General features: G+C 49.2%; 13 protein-coding genes and 1 pseudogene. 6 read left to right on the top strand and 8 right to left on the bottom strand.

From position 1 onward, the window contains the following. Window positions 1-38 precede the first annotated feature (38 nt). The 8 genes from ACYSNS_RS09530 to madL all read right to left on the bottom strand — a co-directional run bounded on the left by ACYSNS_RS09530 (window position 39) and on the right by madL (window position 12,204). Window positions 39-4,826: a hypothetical protein gene (locus tag ACYSNS_RS09530; protein WP_461722922.1), complete on the bottom strand. Its 4,788-nt coding sequence runs from the start codon at window positions 4,824-4,826 to the stop codon at window positions 39-41. Window positions 4,827-4,902: 76 nt separating this feature from the next. Continuing rightward, complete coding sequence (locus tag ACYSNS_RS09525; protein ID WP_461722921.1) at window positions 4,903-6,180, bottom strand: HlyD family type I secretion periplasmic adaptor subunit; 1,278 nt, start codon at window positions 6,178-6,180, stop codon at window positions 4,903-4,905. Then, complete coding sequence (locus ACYSNS_RS09520) at window positions 6,152-6,799, bottom strand: hypothetical protein (protein ID WP_461722920.1); 648 nt, start codon at window positions 6,797-6,799, stop codon at window positions 6,152-6,154. Before ACYSNS_RS09520 ends, ACYSNS_RS09525 begins: the two co-directional genes overlap by 29 nt. Window position 6,800: 1 nt before the next feature. Continuing rightward, complete coding sequence (locus ACYSNS_RS09515) at window positions 6,801-8,243, bottom strand: TolC family protein (RefSeq protein WP_461722919.1); 1,443 nt, start codon at window positions 8,241-8,243, stop codon at window positions 6,801-6,803. 5 nt (window positions 8,244-8,248) lie between these two features. Continuing rightward, the gene (locus tag ACYSNS_RS09510; RefSeq protein WP_461722918.1) at window positions 8,249-9,616 is read right to left on the bottom strand and encodes a hypothetical protein; all 1,368 of its coding nucleotides are present in this window, start codon (window positions 9,614-9,616) and stop codon (window positions 8,249-8,251) included. Window positions 9,617-10,342: 726 nt separating this feature from the next. Then, on the bottom strand, window positions 10,343-11,023 hold the full coding sequence (locus ACYSNS_RS09505) for a GntR family transcriptional regulator (protein WP_461722917.1): 681 nt from the start codon (window positions 11,021-11,023) through the stop codon (window positions 10,343-10,345). Window positions 11,024-11,035: 12 nt separating this feature from the next. Next, the gene (madM, locus tag ACYSNS_RS09500) at window positions 11,036-11,797 is read right to left on the bottom strand and encodes a malonate transporter subunit MadM (protein ID WP_461722916.1); all 762 of its coding nucleotides are present in this window, start codon (window positions 11,795-11,797) and stop codon (window positions 11,036-11,038) included. Continuing rightward, window positions 11,794-12,204, bottom strand: a complete 411-nt coding sequence (gene madL / locus ACYSNS_RS09495; RefSeq protein ID WP_461722915.1) for a malonate transporter subunit MadL — start codon at window positions 12,202-12,204, stop codon at window positions 11,794-11,796. The genes madM and madL overlap by 4 nt, the downstream gene beginning before the upstream one ends. Before the next feature lie 157 nt (window positions 12,205-12,361). Here madL and mdcA point away from each other — a divergent pair, with 157 nt between their 5' ends. The 6 genes and pseudogenes from mdcA (at window position 12,362) to mdcB (ending at window position 17,586) form a co-directional block, all read left to right on the top strand. Beyond that, window positions 12,362-14,008 (top strand): malonate decarboxylase subunit alpha, encoded by a 1,647-nt coding sequence (mdcA, locus tag ACYSNS_RS09490; RefSeq protein ID WP_461722914.1) that lies wholly within the window; start codon window positions 12,362-12,364, stop codon window positions 14,006-14,008. A 9-nt stretch (window positions 14,009-14,017) separates the two neighbouring features. Beyond that, the gene (gene mdcC, locus ACYSNS_RS09485) at window positions 14,018-14,335 is read left to right on the top strand and encodes a malonate decarboxylase acyl carrier protein (RefSeq protein WP_461722913.1); all 318 of its coding nucleotides are present in this window, start codon (window positions 14,018-14,020) and stop codon (window positions 14,333-14,335) included. Continuing rightward, window positions 14,332-15,228 (top strand): annotated as a pseudogene (locus ACYSNS_RS09480) (biotin-independent malonate decarboxylase subunit beta); the annotation flags it as partial. The gene mdcC and the pseudogene ACYSNS_RS09480, both read left to right, overlap by 4 nt. Before the next feature lie 150 nt (window positions 15,229-15,378). Further along, on the top strand, window positions 15,379-16,002 hold the full coding sequence (locus ACYSNS_RS09475; protein WP_461723063.1) for a biotin-independent malonate decarboxylase subunit gamma: 624 nt from the start codon (window positions 15,379-15,381) through the stop codon (window positions 16,000-16,002). Beyond that, window positions 15,999-16,745, top strand: coding sequence for a malonate decarboxylase holo-[acyl-carrier-protein] synthase (gene mdcG, locus ACYSNS_RS09470; protein ID WP_461722912.1), 747 nt, complete (start codon window positions 15,999-16,001; stop codon window positions 16,743-16,745). The genes ACYSNS_RS09475 and mdcG overlap by 4 nt, the downstream gene beginning before the upstream one ends. Further along, a complete protein-coding gene (mdcB, locus tag ACYSNS_RS09465; protein ID WP_461722911.1) occupies window positions 16,729-17,586 on the top strand; it encodes a triphosphoribosyl-dephospho-CoA synthase MdcB in 858 nt (285 codons plus the stop codon). Before mdcG ends, mdcB begins: the two co-directional genes overlap by 17 nt. The last annotated feature ends 3 nt before the right edge of the window (window positions 17,587-17,589 follow it).

Genomic DNA, 17,589 nt, shown 5'->3' with positions numbered 1-17,589 from the left:
CACACAACTTCCAAAACCATCAACCGATGCCAAGACACCTATTGCGGATGAGAATCCCCTTCAGAGCCGACGGTGACATCAATGGTATGGCCGGTATTATTTCCTTGATCGTCAAACGCTGTCCAGGTTCTATTGCCATTACCGTCATTGGCTGTTTCTTTCCAGTCCCAACCACCTTGCTTGTCATCAACGTTGAATTCGTCATTGCCGTCAACGAAGAAGTGGGCATGATATTTGCCATCCGCATCGGCGGTGCCGGTTATGAAGTCCTTGAAAAAGCCATCCATATCAAGGTTGACGACATCCTTATGCTTGTCGATAAAGCCAATCGCTTCAACATTTTTGAAGCCACCACTAATATCATATTGCGAACCGCGTCCGGTATCCTGACGTTTTACAAACCAGTCTTCACCGCCCTGCCCATCGAAGGAAATGAGGTTGGTATTGTAATTGATCGGATGAACCGAGAAATAGACCAGATCGTCACCCTGTGTTCCGACTAGACTGGTGATATTCGTAACGGTATCATTTTGGTTGCGATCATTATCGCGAAGCAAAGTACCTGAAAACTCACCGCTCATCGTGAAGACGAAACTATGCTTGACAGTATCGCCATCCTTATTCACATAAGTGTTCAGTGCGCTGTAATCCAGAGTAGCAGAATTGTTGCCTGTTCCATCAAATGACGACCAGACACCGCCTTTACTGTAAAATATATCATCCCCACCATTGCCGTGAAAATTATGACCGCCGGATTCATGGCCATAGAATTTATCATCACCTTTAGTGCCGTATATTTCGTTGATATCGTGCAGCTCGTCGTTACCCTGTTGTCCGTTGATACCTTTCTTAACCGTGCCGGTCGTACCACCAGTCATTGTGACGACGACACCGTTAATATATTTGCCATCCGAAGTTTCATAGTCATAACGGACAGTATCATTCGCTGAATCGCCGTTACCATCTATTTTTGTAACGCCATCGGGACTGGCATTCTCGACAGAATAAAATACATCTTCTTTTGTACCACCAACCAAAATGCCGTCAGTTCCCCAGCGCCCGGTGATCGTATTCTTATAATCAAGGGCCCCATAGGCATTTTCAAAATCGTGCAATGTATCTCTTCCGCCCCAGAGGGTCGTTGCATACCCTTTGTCCAGATCGATAATAATTGTTGTTCGTGATCCGATAGTCGGGGTACTTGCCCAAGCGTCTAATGTGGTATCGCCCGGCATCCCCATAATCTTGCCACCATTATTGGGACTTCCGACGTAATAAGTATCCGAACCCGCGCCACCATAATAGATATCGCTTCCTTCGGTGGATAAGAACCAATTGTCTTTTTCATTGCCATAGATCAAATCGGAATATTTTGATCCGATGACATGCTCGACATTGGTGATGCTACCCTTCATGTCGCCCGAATTGACCACGCCACCGTTTTCATCGAAGCTGGTCACCTTGGAACGATCGCTATAGTTACCGTTACCTAAATTGATATAGACGCCTTCTGTCCGCGCATTCAAATCAACGCCATTGCTGTAGACTGGCTGGAACGAAATCCAATCATTCTCAAAACCGCCATCGTCCCGCGTTCCGCCATCATATTGAAGATAGCCGGAGCCGGCAAAAAGAATATCGGTCCCCTTGCCGCCTTTGACAATAAATTTGCCGGTCGAGCCACTAAGATAATACTTATCCAGCCCATCTTCGTTGATGATGGTGTTATCGCCTGTTGACTGTTGAAAATAATAAAGCCCGTCAGACTTATCTTTGTCGGTTATTTTATTCGAGCCAGTGGAAAATCTGAAGTCGAAAACATCAGCAGTTTGTTTATTATAACTTTCATAAACGGGATTGCCATTGGCGTCACGAACGATATGGCCCCATGCGTCATATTTATAACGCTGGGTGACTGTCGTCTTATTGCCACCGGAATCGACGATTTCATTATTACCGTCCGTATAGGTGAAATCGTAATTGTCAGAACCGTCTTTATCGGTGATCAACGCATTGCCATGCGACGACTTGAATTTATAGGTGTCATTACCACCATAACCGGCGCTTGTATTCACACCCTCGTCGGTTATTGAGATACGGCTCGTATCTACCGCATTCTCGAAGACATATGTGTCATCACCACCTTTATCAGTGATGTAAACCTCGCTCTTCGTATAATTGAAATTGTAGGTATCATTGGCGGCGTAATTGGTCGTTGCAAAAACACCGTTATCGCGGATGGTCACTTTACCTTCCGAACGAAGGAAATTGTACTCATCGTGATAGTAACCATAATCGGTAATATCGACTTCACCCTTGGAGTCATTGAAGTTGTAAACGTCTATGCCGTCGGAATCGACGATGGTGGTTTTGGTTATATTGGTACCGGTGAAATGGTACTTATCATATGAGTAACTACCACTACCATTGTCATTGATCTGAACGGTTCCACCTGTTGCACCGGTAAATGTATAAACGTCATCACCCCAGGCGTCAGTGATTTTTACATCGGTGTTTACAATGCTGGCAAAGTTATAGGCGTCGGCGCTATTGCCATTGTTGATTGCACCATTGTCCACGATGGTAACATTGGCGCCATTGGCGCCTGTAAACCAATAAATATCACGGTAATTCCCATGATCGGTAATATCGATTTTGCCTGTAGTACGGTAAAATTCATAGGTTTCCGCGCCACCATAATCGACAATTTTCACATCGGCTTTTGTATCGCTGAATTTATAGTAATCCGTATAGGCTCCATAGTCTGTGATATTGACCTTATTTTCGGTCTTCTCAAAGTTATAAGTATCTGTACCGTTGCTATCAATGATGGTCACGTCCGCTTTAGCCTGCGTGAAATTGTAAACATCGTTGATATTGGATGTATTCGCTCCAACCGCTTCGTCGGTTATCTTGACCGTTCCGCTGGCAAGTTTGAAGTTGTAGGTATCTGCACCACCCTTGTCATTGATGGTGTTTACGCCCGTCGACGAGTTGAAATTATAAATATCATTCGAACCGTTCGTACCAGTATCAACGATGGTGTTCTGACCAGATGATTTTTCCAGATTATAGGTGTCAAGACCCGCGCCACCAAACAACTCGTTGTTACCGCTGGATCCGGTTATTTCACCACTTTCCTGATTAATCCACTGCAAGTCAAAAACATTATTCCCGTCTCGTCCGTCGAAATAATATGATGTACCGGCATTGCCCATAATGAAATGGTCATTACCCTTCGTACCAATGATTTGCTGGATATTTTTTACGGTAGCAATTTCGCCGCTACCCTCGTCGGTAATCTTATTGTTTTTCAGATCATAGGTAAGACCGAAGACTTCACTTGAACCGATTTTTTGCGTGAGTATATAGCCATCACCGAAGATCAGGCGGTTCTTATCGCCACCTGCACCATCATAGGTAATTTTATCGTGGAATTGGGAAGCATATATCGTATCGTTACCGCTGCCACCAATGATCTCACGTTCATTCGGTGTTTTCGGTAAAACGATTGCGTGATCACCATTGATGACTTGATCAGGATGGTCGCCATTATATTGATTGGTAAATTCCGACTTTGCCTGCGTTTCTTTACCGTTTGCATCCACCCAGGTAACTTCAATGCTGTTACCGTTATAGTCGACATTGCCTTTGTAGCTTACGAAGATCTCGTTATCTTTAAGCTCGATGCCATATTTCGCCACAAAATCGGCGTAACCAGGACCACCTTTCCAGATGATCGTCATGCCAGCCGGTATGTTCTCGACATTTTTTATGGTTTTTCCGGCAACGCTTTCCCCACCAACCAATTGGTCAAACGTTACGATACGTCCAAGACGGTGATCAAGATTATTGGGATTTTCTGGTGTATTGACCTGCCCATGTTGAAAGGCATCATTATCGGCATGGATTGTAAATCCATCTTGCTCACCTTCTTTGCCGCGCAGGTCAAGAACAGCTTTCTCGTCATACTGCACGCCCAAATCAGGATCATTACGCGCATCGACACTACCGCCACCCAGCAACCATACCTTGTTGCCGTCGCTGTCGGTCATCTGGCTATTGCCGACTTGATAGAGATTGGCTTTTTCGACGAAAGGAAGACCCGGATCGCCGCCGCCGCCGCCTTCACCACCACCTTCGCCGCCGCCCTCACCGCCGCCGCCTTCGCCACCGCCGCCGCCGCCACCTTCACCACCGCCACCGGGTTTTTCCGGCTCCGTTGGCTTCTCGGGCTCAGTTGGCTTTTCTGGTTCTGTTGGCTTTTCCGGCTCCGGTGTGGGCTCTGGATCGGGTTCTTTCGGCGGCGCTACACCTGATTGCGATGTTGAAACGCCAAAATCCAAGGTGCCATTGTCGCTGTTGCTATTTTGTCCGATAAAGTCGGCAACCGAAAGCCGCGGCGTGCTGCGCCCACCATCGGTCAAGTCCGGAGCATAGTCGTCAATATCCATCGTTGAGGCAGTGTTGGCAGATGGAGCATCAATAATGACCACAAGCGGATCAACCTCGACCTGCGGCGTTGCATTAATGTCCTTGATCTCGGTCATTTCCGGCCCGGGCTCAATCAGGTCGGCGCGCTGGAACAGTTCTGTTGATGATATGACCGTGCCATCTTTAAACAGCAGATTGAACACATTTTCATGCATGGATGAAATCTGTGCTGCCTGCACCAACACCAGCTCGGCGCCATCCTTTGTCCGGATAACCACGTCACTCCCGCGTACGATAATCTCAACCTGCGAGATATCCAACGGTATTTCGTTATCGGAATAGGTATCAACGAGAACGGATAATCCGTCCTTTTGCGGTAATGGCAATTTCATATCAATATAACCCCTTAAACCCCGTATATTTCATAGTCTATTTCGTTAAAAAGGACAACTGCGGCATTTTTGCGCCTCATTCGCTGAAGACGATCGACATACCATCGACAAACGGCTTGAACAGATATTGCAGAAATGTTCTCTGCCCAGCCAGCGCGAATGTCTCGACGGTCATACCGGGAAATATTTTCATATTGTCCGGCTGTGCATCCATATTGACGGTAACTTCATAGTAGCGCCCCTTTTCGTCGTCGCCGACGGCATCTGCACTGATCACCGCAACCTTACCTTTTAGTGTCGGACTGCTATAGTTTGAAATCGCCATGACGCGCACGCGCACATCCTGCCCAACCCACAAACGGTCTCTATCCTGCGGAACCACCTTAACGTCTGCAACCAGCGGAACTTTGCTTGGCGCAATTTCAAAGAGCTTTTCTCCCGGACGCAATACGGCACCTACATGCGGCATGACCACTTGCTGGATAACACCATCCACCGGTGACGTGACTTCAGAATTCAAAGCCCTTTTCTGGCTGGCTTCCCACTGCGCTCTCGCCGTTTCCAGCTTGACCTGAACTTCGGCCAGTTGCTTGTTGGCGTCTTCAACAAATTCCGTTCGGTACATAGACATTTTCAGCCGCGCCTCATCACGGGCCGACGTCATTCCAGGAATTTTTGAACGCGCATCTGCAAGGGCGCTCAACACCTTTTGATATTCCAGTCTGCGCTGTACCAAAGTCGCTTCGGCGGCCGCACCACGCGCAACCAACGGTTCCAACAATTTGATATGCTCATTGGAAAGCTGCATTTCTGCGCCCAAATTCTCGATAGCCACATTGTTCGATGTCAACTGTGCTTCTTTTTGCTCGAACTGTGTTTTTGCGATCGCGATCGACTCATTGAGTGCACGACGACGCGCATTATAGAGATCTGTTTCATTGCGATAGATTTCGGCCAATTTCGGGTTGGCTGGCGGAGGTGGATTAAAATCTTTTCCATCCAATTCAGCCCGCAACCGATTTTCACGGAGCTCAAAAGCCCGCACCGCAATGAGATTGCTTTCATTATCTTCTGCAATTGTCAGATTTTCGACCGTTGCCAAGGCCTGACCAGCTTTGACATTTTCGCCCGTCGTAACAAGCAACTGCTTTAAAACACCGCCTTCGGCGTGCTGTATCTGAATATTGTGTCCTTCAACACGAATAATACCCATACCCCGCACCAACACATCAAACGGCCAAAAAGCCGCCCATAAGAAGGCGGCAAAAAGGCATAGAGCAAGAAGCTTCTTTTGCAGCGTCGCGTTTTTTATCACCGCGACGACATTATCGTTTCGGCTGTAAGGTGCTGCCATTGGCTTCCTCAAACCTCAAAATAAGATAATCACCGGCATTGTCGGGAACGATCAAATTATCAAACAGAATATTTTTGATAGCGACGTTTTCCTTACGCAAGGCTGCCATAGTAGCCACGACACGATTAACCTGCATGGACAAAACGTCTCCGGTTGAAACACCAACACTGCGCGCCACGGAATAAATCCGCAGCTTATGCAATGACAGTTTCTCTCGGTTTTGCCGTGCCCAAGCACGCACCTGCTCCTGCTGTATAGTGGTAATATAGGTACGACTAAGCTCGATATTCAACCTCAGATCACCATCTCGCGGTTGGAGAACCTGCGTATCCACCATCACCAATGGCAACTTGACTGCTTCCTGACTATCGCCTGCTCCGGATTCTTTGTCCTCAGTCTTTTCAAGTGAAACCGGTGCGGTCGGATCGCCAGCCTGCGTTGTCGCATCGACAGGCGCCTTGGCCTGTTGATTGCCGACCTCGTCTTCAGGCCCGGCGATTTTCGACGTTGCCACGATCACCTGAAAAAGCATCGAGAGCAGAAGAAAAACCATCAACAGAACGGTGAGCATATCTGCATACGCAATCCAGATACTTTCACCTCCGCGTTTGCTCGACATATTATTGCTCCAACAGCTGAAGAGCGACAAGGCCATCACGCGGCTTGCCGGCTAGATAATAGATACTGAAAACAGACCGGATAAAACCATAGCGCGCATCGATAGAGTCGGTATGCGCCATGAAATATTCTGTTTCTGCGGAAATCAGATCAGACAGCTTTCTGTCACCCAAACGAAACTCGTCAAGATAGAGACCGCGGGTTTTATTGGCCTCGAAACTTGCTTCCTGGCTGATGGCCCATTGCTGCGCCGTAATATCGATATCACCCAGCAACGCCCGCACCTGATCGTCAATTGTAGCACGCTCTTTGCCCAATTGCGCCTTGGCTACATTTACCTGCGCATAAGCTTCGCTGATCTTGCCTTTTTTCGACATATCGAAAATGTCGAAAGTCAGCTTCAATTTGACGCCGCCATCGGTACTGGAAACATCATAAAGATCATCAACACTTTCCAAAGCCCGCTTGTAGTCAACCGAAAGATCAAGGCGCGGTAACCGGTCAGCTTTAGCGCCAACAACGTTTTCCATACTTCCATCCAGAGCCGCCCCTCGCGCCAAGACTGCCGGATTTTCGTCAGCCGCAACAACAGCCACACTTTCCAGCCCTTTGACACGCGGCAAAGCAACACGCTTTGGCTGCATCACCGTCACATCAATCCCTACCAATGCGTTGAGCCGCTGGCGTGCACGCGAAAGAGTGAGTTCAATATTCTTACGGCGATTTATCGCATTGCTGAGAGCCAAACGACCTCTTACAGCGTCCGACTGCGGCGAAATACCACCAGCCACACTCTCTGCGATAGTCTGGTTCAGTGCTTCTATCTTGTGCACATATTGCGAAGCCGCACTCATTTGTTCGGTATAAGCCTGCACTGATAGATAAGCGTTGGCCGTGTCGAAAAGTACGGTTAGGTCTTCAGCACGCTTTGCATGGCTGCTTGCACGCAAATTGTGTTCGGCAACCAGATTTTCAGACTTACGCCTTCCAAAATCATAGATGTTATAACGCACATCAATACCCGCATAAGCAACATCTTCAAAGTCGCGATCTCGCCCATCTATACCGCCATCGTGACGGACGGTTGGGGCATTCACTTCCGCACTGACAACGGGGTAATATTTGGCACGTGCCTGGGACACGCGTGAGTCAGCTATATCCAATTCGCCTTGGGCAATTTGCATTGTCCAGGAATAGTCTGCCGCCATCTTCAAGGCTTCTTGCAGGCTCAGTAGGCGATTTTCACGTTTGGGAAATTTGCGCTCGCCTGCAGCATCGACCGCAGAGCCATTTCGATCTTGTGATTGCACTGATCGCGTAGTCACCGGGTCGATAGCGGGAGAGCCATTTCTACCGGCCCTATCGGAAGCACAACCTGAAGAAATGGCACAGCAACCGACTAGCAAAACCGAGGCCAGACGTCTTAACACATAAGAGCAATGCATCGCATTTATCCTTTCACATAAGGATCAGCAACTGTTCTCTGTGCCGCTTTGACAGCCGAAACAATAGACACACGTGCCTCAGTCAAATCGCGCATGCCTTCCATGACGGCCTGCTGTTGCGCGCGCAATACTTGGGCTGCCATTTCAAGGGCGGCTTGCTGCTCATTGCCATTCAAGACAACACGTGATGTTTGATGCTCGATTGCCAGCGTATTCTTTTCAATCTGGACGAGTTTTTGTAACAAGCTTTCAAGACCGCCGACAAATTCGACACGCACTTGGCCAACCTGTGCGACTGTCTGCGCTACAGATTCACTATTGCGCTCCGCAGCCTCGGTGGCACGAGCAATGAAAGCGCTATTTGCTTCCGATGCATCGGTCAGGCGGATGACGGCTTCACTACCATTTTGCGTTACTTCGAGTACACGCTTCAACGCATCGCTGTTTCCCGCCACGGTATCAAGAATTGTAACCACCGACTTATTGATGACATCGGATTGCTGCTCGAAAGCCTTTAGAATCTTTTCAAGCGTCTGTTGTTGCGCGATTTGCCCTTGAACAAACCCGCCGGCAACATCAACCAAACGCACACTATCTTCACGCGCCACATTGACATGGCGTGAAAGCACAGCCGCAAGACGATTGACGGCGCGACCCGTTGCATCGGCAACATGATCTTCACCAATCATATCGGCCGCATTTTCTCCACTGGCCACAAACGACCATTTCTCCACATCATATACCCATCCATCCGTGGCGCGCCCCATGAAGTGGGCCAGAAGACCGGCACAGATAGATGATGCAAGACCAAACATTGATGAAGAGAAGGCCGTCGCCATACCACCAAGTGGCGCTGCAAGCGAGGTTACCAGCAATTTGGCATCGACCTGATCACTTGAAGACAAGATATCAATGGATCCGCGGATACCATCCATTGTGAAGGTCAAACCGAAGAATGTACCCAATAGACCAAGCGAAATCGTCGCCCCTGCGGCGTAGAAAATGAAATCAACACGCCAATCCAACGCTTTGGAAACGAGAGAGACTGCAGCAGTTCTTTCACCCTCGTCAAAACTTACAAGATCCTGAAGTCGTCCACGCAAAAGACGCATACCGCCGCGGAGTTTTGGCTCTTCACCATCACGCGGAAAATGCTTTTTGAAACTCTCCCACTGTGCCATGCCTTTAGAAACATAGATAATCGTGTAAACGGCATAAACCAACACAACGACATCGAAGAGCGCAATGGCAGAGTTGAAAATGATGTTGTGCGCAATGAAGTCGCCGTGATATATCAACGTATACCCTAGCGCCAACAGAGATAAGATCGACAACACGAGTGAAAAATAAAGCACTGAACGCGTAGAGCTCATAAGACCCCCTTACAGGCATAAAGCGGCATCGTCCAGCTACACGAGCTGGCTACCGACAAGCAATTAGAAAATAACCCCTACTCAGACCCGACCTGAGGCACTATTGAAACAAACCGGAAAGATTAATGAGCCGGTAAAGAATCACCTAGCCTTTTAACGATATTATTTTTTTTTTCAAGTTATAGTGAATAAGGTGAAAAACACTTCTGACCCAAAATGGGAAAACCGACCAGCAAGTCATTGATTTATCTCAGTTTGTAGCAAATTGTCGCACATGAAAAAGAATACAACCAAAGGTTGATTTTCGTGAAAAACAACTCAAATACGTCTTAGCTTGACTTAATTTCCGTAAAAAAGAATAATTTTTACAACCTATAATCGGCATATGCGTCGATATTTGCAAGATTTCTACCTGCAAAATGCTGCTTCATGATGCATCGCACTTCCCGTCAATTTGGATAAGAAAACTATCTCGTCAATGATAGGACGACAAACAATCGAAGCACTGGATTGAGATCTCGCAATATTTTCTCGGCTTTTTTGAGAGGGCATTTCGTCCGCATATTACATCCAGATACGCGCTTTCTTTGCTGATAGCCGCGCGGAGCGAACAACTGCTTTATTAGAGATGTTCCGGATTGAGGTGAATCATCAATCGGATAAGATGCCGTGGGAATTCAAAGGCTTAAGCCGCTCCGGCCAGATAGCATCAGATCGAAAAGCGCTCTAATGTTCAACAGGGCGGCTTTCTATGTAACGAGCGAGCGCCGTTGCCGCATTCAACATGTGGGCGCGCATGAGCAGTGCCGCCCTTTCTGCATCGCCTTGTGAAATCGCTTGCATAACCATGTCGTGTTCATTGCGTGAACGGCTCATCCTGTCGCCTTCGCGAAGCTGCGAGCGTCGAAATGCACTCAACCTGGACCGCACTGACACAGCCTGTTCCTCCAGAAAGCTATTATGCGTCGCCTTGTAGATTGCTTCATGGAATTGACGGTTGAGGCGATCATAGGCATCAATGTCGTTATTTTGCACCATAGCGAAAGAAGTTTCATGCAACTGCATTAAATGGCTGCGTTCAAGTGGTGTCATGCGGTATGTGGCAAGGCGCACACACATAGCCTCTATCTCGGCCGTCGCTTCGAACATATCCATTATACGTTCAGCCGTCATCGGCGTCACGATGAGACCCCGCCGACCGCGTTTTTCAGCCAGTCCATTGGCCTCCAAATGGCGCAATGCTTCGCGCACCGGCGTGCGCGATACACCATAGCGCAAAGCCAATTGCTGTTCATCAAGGTCGGAACCGGACGGTAAAACACCGCTGGTAATTTCATCACTCAGGGCATTTCTAATGCGCTCGGAAAGTGAGCCTGTCTGGTCCATGTCGCCGGTATGATCGTTCATTCTTCCACACTTCTAGAATATCATTTTCACGACCAAATAAAGTACAGACGGCCCAAGAAGGCAACCCAGCCCGGTATGAAATGTTGCAGTCAGCGCACCATAAGGCACCAATCGACGGTCAGTAGCAGCCAAACCACCGCTAACACCGCTGACCGTCCCCATCAACCCGCCAAATACCATTGCACTACGCGGATTGTTCAAGCCAATCAGATGGGCTACCAATGGCGTACCAATCATGACCAAAATCGCCTTGAGCACACCCGTCGCAATTGACAATGCCATGACGGCCGAAGTTGCCCCGATTGCAGCGCCTGTAACCGGCCCGACAATATATGTGACAGCCCCTGCCCCGATCGTCGTCAAAGAAACGGCATCGCGATAGCCGAAACCATAGGCCACAACCACTCCAATAATAAAGGGCAGCACTGTCCCCAGCAGCAAGGCGACGAATCCTATAATGCCAGCCTTTTTAGCCTGTTCGACATCCACTTCAAAAGCTGTCGCAACAATGGCAAAGTCACGCAACATGGCACCCCCCATAAGCCCAACACCGGTGAGACCGGCAACATCTGCCAGCCCTTTTTGCCCCCCGGTTGCAAGCCCGCCCCAAAAAGCCAAGGCAAGACCGACGAGAATAGCGATAGCGGAACCATGCACACGGCCAAATGTCAGATATTTCGACAATAGCGCCGACACCCACATCACCAGCCCAATAAATGCGAAAGCAGTCAGAAGAGCATTATGGTTGAGGACATTGAAAATCATCTCACTCATTTTGCGTCTCCTTGTGCCTTTTCACGCGCTTCGATTTCATCCATCGTTTCAGTTGTGCTGCTCATCTTGCCAATAAGCGCGACGGAGGCGAAACAAACGATGATCGCGCTTACCGCAGCCACAACAACCAGAGGCCCAGCTTCGACCGCAGCCACAACATTTTGACTGGCCGCCATCGCCACGACGATCGGAATGTAAAGCGCGCCCCAAAACTCGACGCCAAAAATGACACCACGACTTAAAAGGCCGCGTTTCTTCAGCCAAAAGCGGGCGGCAATAAGTATTATCATGGCGATACCAACACCGCCGACATTGGCCTGTACGCCCAATATCCTTCCCAAAACATCTCCTAGAAAGCCACCCAAAAGGGTACAGATTGCCAAAAGAGCCACACCGGATATCGTCATTTTCGATACCTCCGCGCGCTCATCGATTTATCACTAAAATTCCTCATTTTTTCCTCCCAAAAAATAAGCTCACTTAAAACATACAATAAATAAATATTATGGACAATATGGATACATTAATATATTTTAAATTCATTATTGTATGCAGGAGGATGTTATGCATAGTTGGAACAAGCAAAAAACTGCGCTTGATCAACGAATTTCCGCAGCAAGGCCCTTTGCCGACGGCAAAATCATAAAGCTTGATGTTTTAGAAAAATTTCTGGCCCATGTGATACATGCAGGCGACCGAGTCTGTCTGGAAGGCGACAATCAAAAGCAGGCCGACATCCTGGCAAAAGCACTTGCGAAACAGGATCCCAAGCAAATCCACAGCCTGCACATGGTACAATCCGGCATTGTCTTACCCGAGCATCTGGATATTTTTGACAAAGGCATAGCCAAACGTCTGGATTATTCCTATTCAGGCCCGCAAGCAGGCCGCATTGCCCGCATGCTTTTTGGCGGCAAAATAGAATTGGGGGCGGTTCATACCTATCTCGAACTTTTTGCCCGCTACTTCATCGACCTGACACCCAATGTCGCGCTGATCGCCGCGGTTTGCGCCGACAAGGATGGCAATCTCTATACCGGACCGAATACCGAGGATACGCCAACTGTTGTCGAAGCGACATCCTATAAAAGCGGGCTTGTGATTGCGCAGGTGGCTGAAATTGTCGACAAAGTGCCGCGCGTCGATATACCCGGCGATCTTGTCCATTTTGTTGTTGATGCCCAAAAGCCGTTTTACGTCGAGCCGCTTTTTACCCGCGATCCCGGCGCCATAACAGAAACGCAAATCTTCATCGCAATGATGGCATTGAAAGGCATATATGAACCCTATCAGGTAAAACGGCTTAACCACGGCATCGGGTTTAGCACGGCAGCTATTGAGCTTTTGTTACCAACCTATGGTGAAAAGCTCGGTCTTAAAGGCCGGATATGCACCCATTTCGCGTTGAACCCGCATCCGACTTTGATACCGGCTATTGAAGCCGGTTGGGTCGAGCAAATCCATTGCTTCGGTTCCGAAGTCGGTATGGAAGATTATATCCGTGCACGATCTGACATCTTCTTCACCGGCCCGGACGGGTCGCTGCGCTCCAATCGCGCATACTGCCAGACCGCGGGGCTTTATGCCTGCGATATGTTTATCGGCTCCACGCTGCAGATCGATCTTAATGGCCACAGCTCGACCGTAACAACCGATCGTGTTGCCGGATTTGGCGGCGCACCCAATATGGGGTCGGATCCGCATGGAAGGCGTCATGGCAGTGCCGCATGGCTGAAAGCCGGTGAAGAGGCCAACCCCGAAACGCCCGCTGCCCTACGACGCGGACGTAAACTTGTGGTGCAATTGGGTGAAACATTCGGCGCAAACAACGTCCCGCTTTTTGTTGAGCGACTGGACGCGGAAATTCTGGCTGAAAAGCTTGAACTCGATTTGGCCCCCATCATGGTTTACAGCGACGACGTCACCCATATTGTCACCGAGGAAGGCATTGCCAATCTTTTGTTGTGTCGCAACGCAACCGATAGAGAACAAGCCATACGCGGTGTAGCCGGTTATACAGAGATCGGCCGCCAGCGCGATAAAAGTTATGTCGAAATGCTGCGTCAACGCGGCGTCATCCAACGTCCGCAGGATCTGGGGCTGGATCCGCTTGATGCGGACCGGCGCTATCTTGCCGCACGTTCCATCAAGGATATCATGCAGCAATCGGGCAATCTTTATAATCCCCCCAGTCGGTTCCGTAATTGGTGAGTACGCAAAATGGAAAATCTGAATTTCAAGTTCAAAACTGCCAAACCGGCGACCTGCAAAACTAAAATGACGATTGCGGGCGTTGTGGCCTCCGGCAATCTGGAAGTGCTGATTGAGGATAACCTTGCACCTGACGCGTGCATAGTCGATGTCAAAACCGCCTCGCATGGCTTTGCAGAGGTTTGGCAGGCTGTCCTGGACGATTTTATGAATACGCATGCAACAGGCGGGCTGCGCATTTCGATAAACGACGGCGGTGCACGGCCAGATACGGTTTTGTTACGACTGGCGCAGGCCATGCGCTTGCTTGAGGAGACAGAGCAATGACACGACCAGCAACCAATGAACAGCTAAGCTACTATGAAGCAAGCGCGCGCCAGCGCATCCATGACTTGGTCGATCAGCATAGCTTCAAAGAGTTTCTCGGCCCCGAAAAAAGACAGACAAGCCCGCATTTGAAACTGTTTGATCTTCCCGAACAATTTGACGATGGTGTGGTTGTGGGGGAAGCAGAACTTGCGCATCGTAAGATCTATATTGCGGCACAAGAAGGACGGTTCATGGGCGGGGCCATTGGCGAAGTTCATGGAGCCAAATTATTGGGGCTCATTCAAGCGGCGCAAAAGCACCAACGCGATCTGGTATTGCTGCTTGACACCGGCGGTGTGCGATTGCAGGAAGCCAATGCAGGCGAGATTGCCATCGCTGAGATCATGCGGGCGATTATCGAAGCCAGACTTGCAGGCCGAAACATCGTGGTGGCAATCGGCGGCAGGGCTGGTTGTTATGGTGGTGGCAGCCTGATTGCGGCCTGCGCCAGCAAGATCGTCATGTCAGAACATGGCCGCATGAGTGTAAGCGGGCCAGAGGTCATAGAGACCAATAAAGGGGTAGAGGAATTTGACTCGCGCGACCGTTCGCTTGTCTGGCGCACAATGGGGGGTAAGCACCGCTATCTCATGGGCGATGCGGATATATTTGTCGACGATGATATCCTGCAGTTTCGCAGGGCCATTATTGACGCCCTCAATGATAAATCTGATTTGGATTCATCCGCAATTCTTGCACAACAAAACAAGCTTTCAGCAAGGCTGCATGCTTTCGGTAGTGCGCCTGATGCACTGCAGATATGGGCGCAACTTGGCGTTTCAAAGCCGGAAGATATACCATCATTGCAAACGGAAGACTTTAAAACGATTGCCGACAAAGCACGCCAAAACCTCCCAAGCGAAACGTATCATGAAAAGCGGAGCGAAAGCACACTGCCGCAACCTCTCGCCTTGTTGGTTGAACGGCTTTTTGGCAAGCAAACGATCATCCAGATTGATGGGAATAGGCTGAGTGCCACAGCAACCTTGAATGGTCGGGATGTGAGAATTATCGGGCTTTGCAATGGGGCTAGTGTGACCATTGATGATGCCTGCGCATCGTCACAAGCGGTTCTTGATGCCATGCAGACTTCACCTGATTGCTGCATTGTCGTTTTGGTTGATTCAGCAAGCCAGAATATGAGCAAAAGGGATGAACTGCTCGGTCTCAATCAATATCTTGCACAACTTGCAAAGACGTTATTGTTTGCAGCTGCGAAAGGCCATCCGACCATTGGCTTATTATATGGCACAAGTGCTGCGGGTGCTTTCATTGCCAGCGCGTTGGCAACGCAAATTTTGATCGCATTGCCGACGGCCAATCCGGCAGTGATGGACCTGCCATCCATGGCGCGCGTAACCAAGCTATCGGTGGAAAAGTTACAAGACATGGCGAAGAGGACGCCGGTATTTGCGCCGGGATTGGCTAATCTTCTGCAAACCGGCGGTATTGAAACGGTATGGGATAATGATGATGCGCTTGGCGCAAAACTTGCAACACTCATCGACGAAATGAATTCCCCGCCTTATCCCGATTTGCGGCGCCAAAAAGGTTTGGAGCTTAAAGGACGCCTGAAAGCACTGGCGATCAGTGAGGACATCGTCGCATTGGCGCAAAACGCATGAAGATGATGCATCGCCACGATCTTGTTTGGCTGAATAAAGAAGGCTGGGCCGCGTTGGAGCGGGCTGCCGCAACGGTGCAAACTTCTTCAGTTAAGCAACAGCATAGCGATGTAGAACATCCCAACATTCTCTGCCGAACATCAAATGGATTTCCTCAATCCGGTGCAGACTTCGCCCAACCACCATTATGCTGGCGGGACAACGATCTACCGCTGATCGTATGCCAACAAAATGCCGATATGGATGAAGGCATGGTATTACTCGGTTTGCCACTGCCCCCTGCCCAAGGCAAACGCCGATTGTCTTTGACCGTGCAAGCCGACCACATCAAGAAAATAGAACGACCACCTTTACTTTTGGATACCACCGGCTGCGCACCGACAGATTGGCACGCAACAATCGAAAAACTCATGAGATGTACGCCGGCCTTTCGTGTCTTCGGCAGTCTTGCGTGGCAATATCTGACTGGTTTCCAATATTTAAGCGCGACGTCCGATCTCGATCTTTGCCTCGATATCAACAGTTTGGAACATGAGATTCCCCAACTTCTCAACGCACTGAATGAGGTTGGCAAGGACGCTCCAATGGTCATCGACTGCGAACTGATATCGGCAGCAGGCGGCGTCCAATCGCGAGAACTCAACCAAAAACCGGTGAGGCAACTTTTGGTAAAAACTTTAAAAGGCGTGCGGATGATGGACTATGCCGAGTGGATTGGAAGCGAAGATGCAACGCGACTGTGATAGTGTCATTCACCCAAGTAATAAAACGCAGTGGCTAGCCATTATGGTCGGCCATCTGGCGCATAAGGCGCTTTGCTTGGAAGTGCGAACCTTTCCTAAACCCGGTCTCGTCAGTCACCGCGATAATGGTGCACATCGCGATATGAATTGTGCGCTGCTGGAAAAAAGCGCCGCAACCTTAGAGCCGTTTTTCAGACGGTTTTATCAAGCAGGTCGTTTAAATGCGACAATGGACGAATTGCGCCATATTGGATTGCAAGCAGAAGAAACTATGTTGCATGCCACCGGTGGCATTAATACACATCGCGGCGCAATATTTTCCATGGGGCTGATCAGCGCAGCCTATGGATGGCGGCAAAGACACTCAAAAAAACAGCATCGTCTTGGTTCTATCATCGCCGAAAGATGGGGCAAAGCAATCATCGATGGCCCCGTGATAGCGACAAGTCACGGTCATCAAGCCGCGAGAAAATATGGTGCAGGAGGCGCAAGACTTGAAGCGGCCTGCGGCTTTCCAACCATCTATGATATCGGCCTGCCGGAGCTCGAAAAAGCGCGTTATCTAAACGCCTGTCCCGAAGCGCAGCGTGTTCATGTTACAATGGCACTTTTGAACCAGATGGAAGACACAAACCTGCTGCATCGCGGCGGTCTGGAAGGCATGCAATTTGCCCAAGACAGTGCACAAGCTTTTTTGAAAAACGGCTCGATCAGTGTCAAGGATTGGCAGGATTCAGCACAAAAAATCCATCGCATCTTTATTGCCCGCAATCTCTCACCCGGCGGTGTTGCAGACATGCTGGCAGCAACTCTATTCATCGACTGTCTGGAAAAGGCATAACAC

Source organism: Bartonella sp. LJL80 (genome assembly GCF_054871565.1).
Note: the sequence above shows the minus strand (reverse complement) of the source record. Positions and strands in the feature narration are given on the sequence as shown.

What these genes read in the sequence shown, in the direction of transcription:
- ACYSNS_RS09530 (WP_461722922.1), bottom strand. Translation starts at nt 4,826, where the DNA reads ATGAAATTGCCATTACCGCAAAAGGACGGATTATCCGTTCTCGTTGAT.
- ACYSNS_RS09505 (WP_461722917.1), bottom strand. Translation starts at nt 11,023, where the DNA reads ATGAACGATCATACCGGCGACATGGACCAGACAGGCTCACTTTCCGAG.
- ACYSNS_RS09525 (WP_461722921.1), bottom strand. Translation starts at nt 6,180, where the DNA reads ATGGCAGCACCTTACAGCCGAAACGATAATGTCGTCGCGGTGATAAAA.
- mdcG (WP_461722912.1), top strand. Translation starts at nt 15,999, where the DNA reads ATGAAGATGATGCATCGCCACGATCTTGTTTGGCTGAATAAAGAAGGC.
- madM (WP_461722916.1), bottom strand. Translation starts at nt 11,797, where the DNA reads ATGAGTGAGATGATTTTCAATGTCCTCAACCATAATGCTCTTCTGACT.
- ACYSNS_RS09520 (WP_461722920.1), bottom strand. Translation starts at nt 6,799, where the DNA reads ATGTCGAGCAAACGCGGAGGTGAAAGTATCTGGATTGCGTATGCAGAT.
- mdcA (WP_461722914.1), top strand. Translation starts at nt 12,362, where the DNA reads ATGCATAGTTGGAACAAGCAAAAAACTGCGCTTGATCAACGAATTTCC.
- madL (WP_461722915.1), bottom strand. Translation starts at nt 12,204, where the DNA reads ATGACGATATCCGGTGTGGCTCTTTTGGCAATCTGTACCCTTTTGGGT.
- mdcC (WP_461722913.1), top strand. Translation starts at nt 14,018, where the DNA reads ATGGAAAATCTGAATTTCAAGTTCAAAACTGCCAAACCGGCGACCTGC.
- ACYSNS_RS09510 (WP_461722918.1), bottom strand. Translation starts at nt 9,616, where the DNA reads ATGAGCTCTACGCGTTCAGTGCTTTATTTTTCACTCGTGTTGTCGATC.
- mdcB (WP_461722911.1), top strand. Translation starts at nt 16,729, where the DNA reads ATGCAACGCGACTGTGATAGTGTCATTCACCCAAGTAATAAAACGCAG.
- ACYSNS_RS09515 (WP_461722919.1), bottom strand. Translation starts at nt 8,243, where the DNA reads ATGCATTGCTCTTATGTGTTAAGACGTCTGGCCTCGGTTTTGCTAGTC.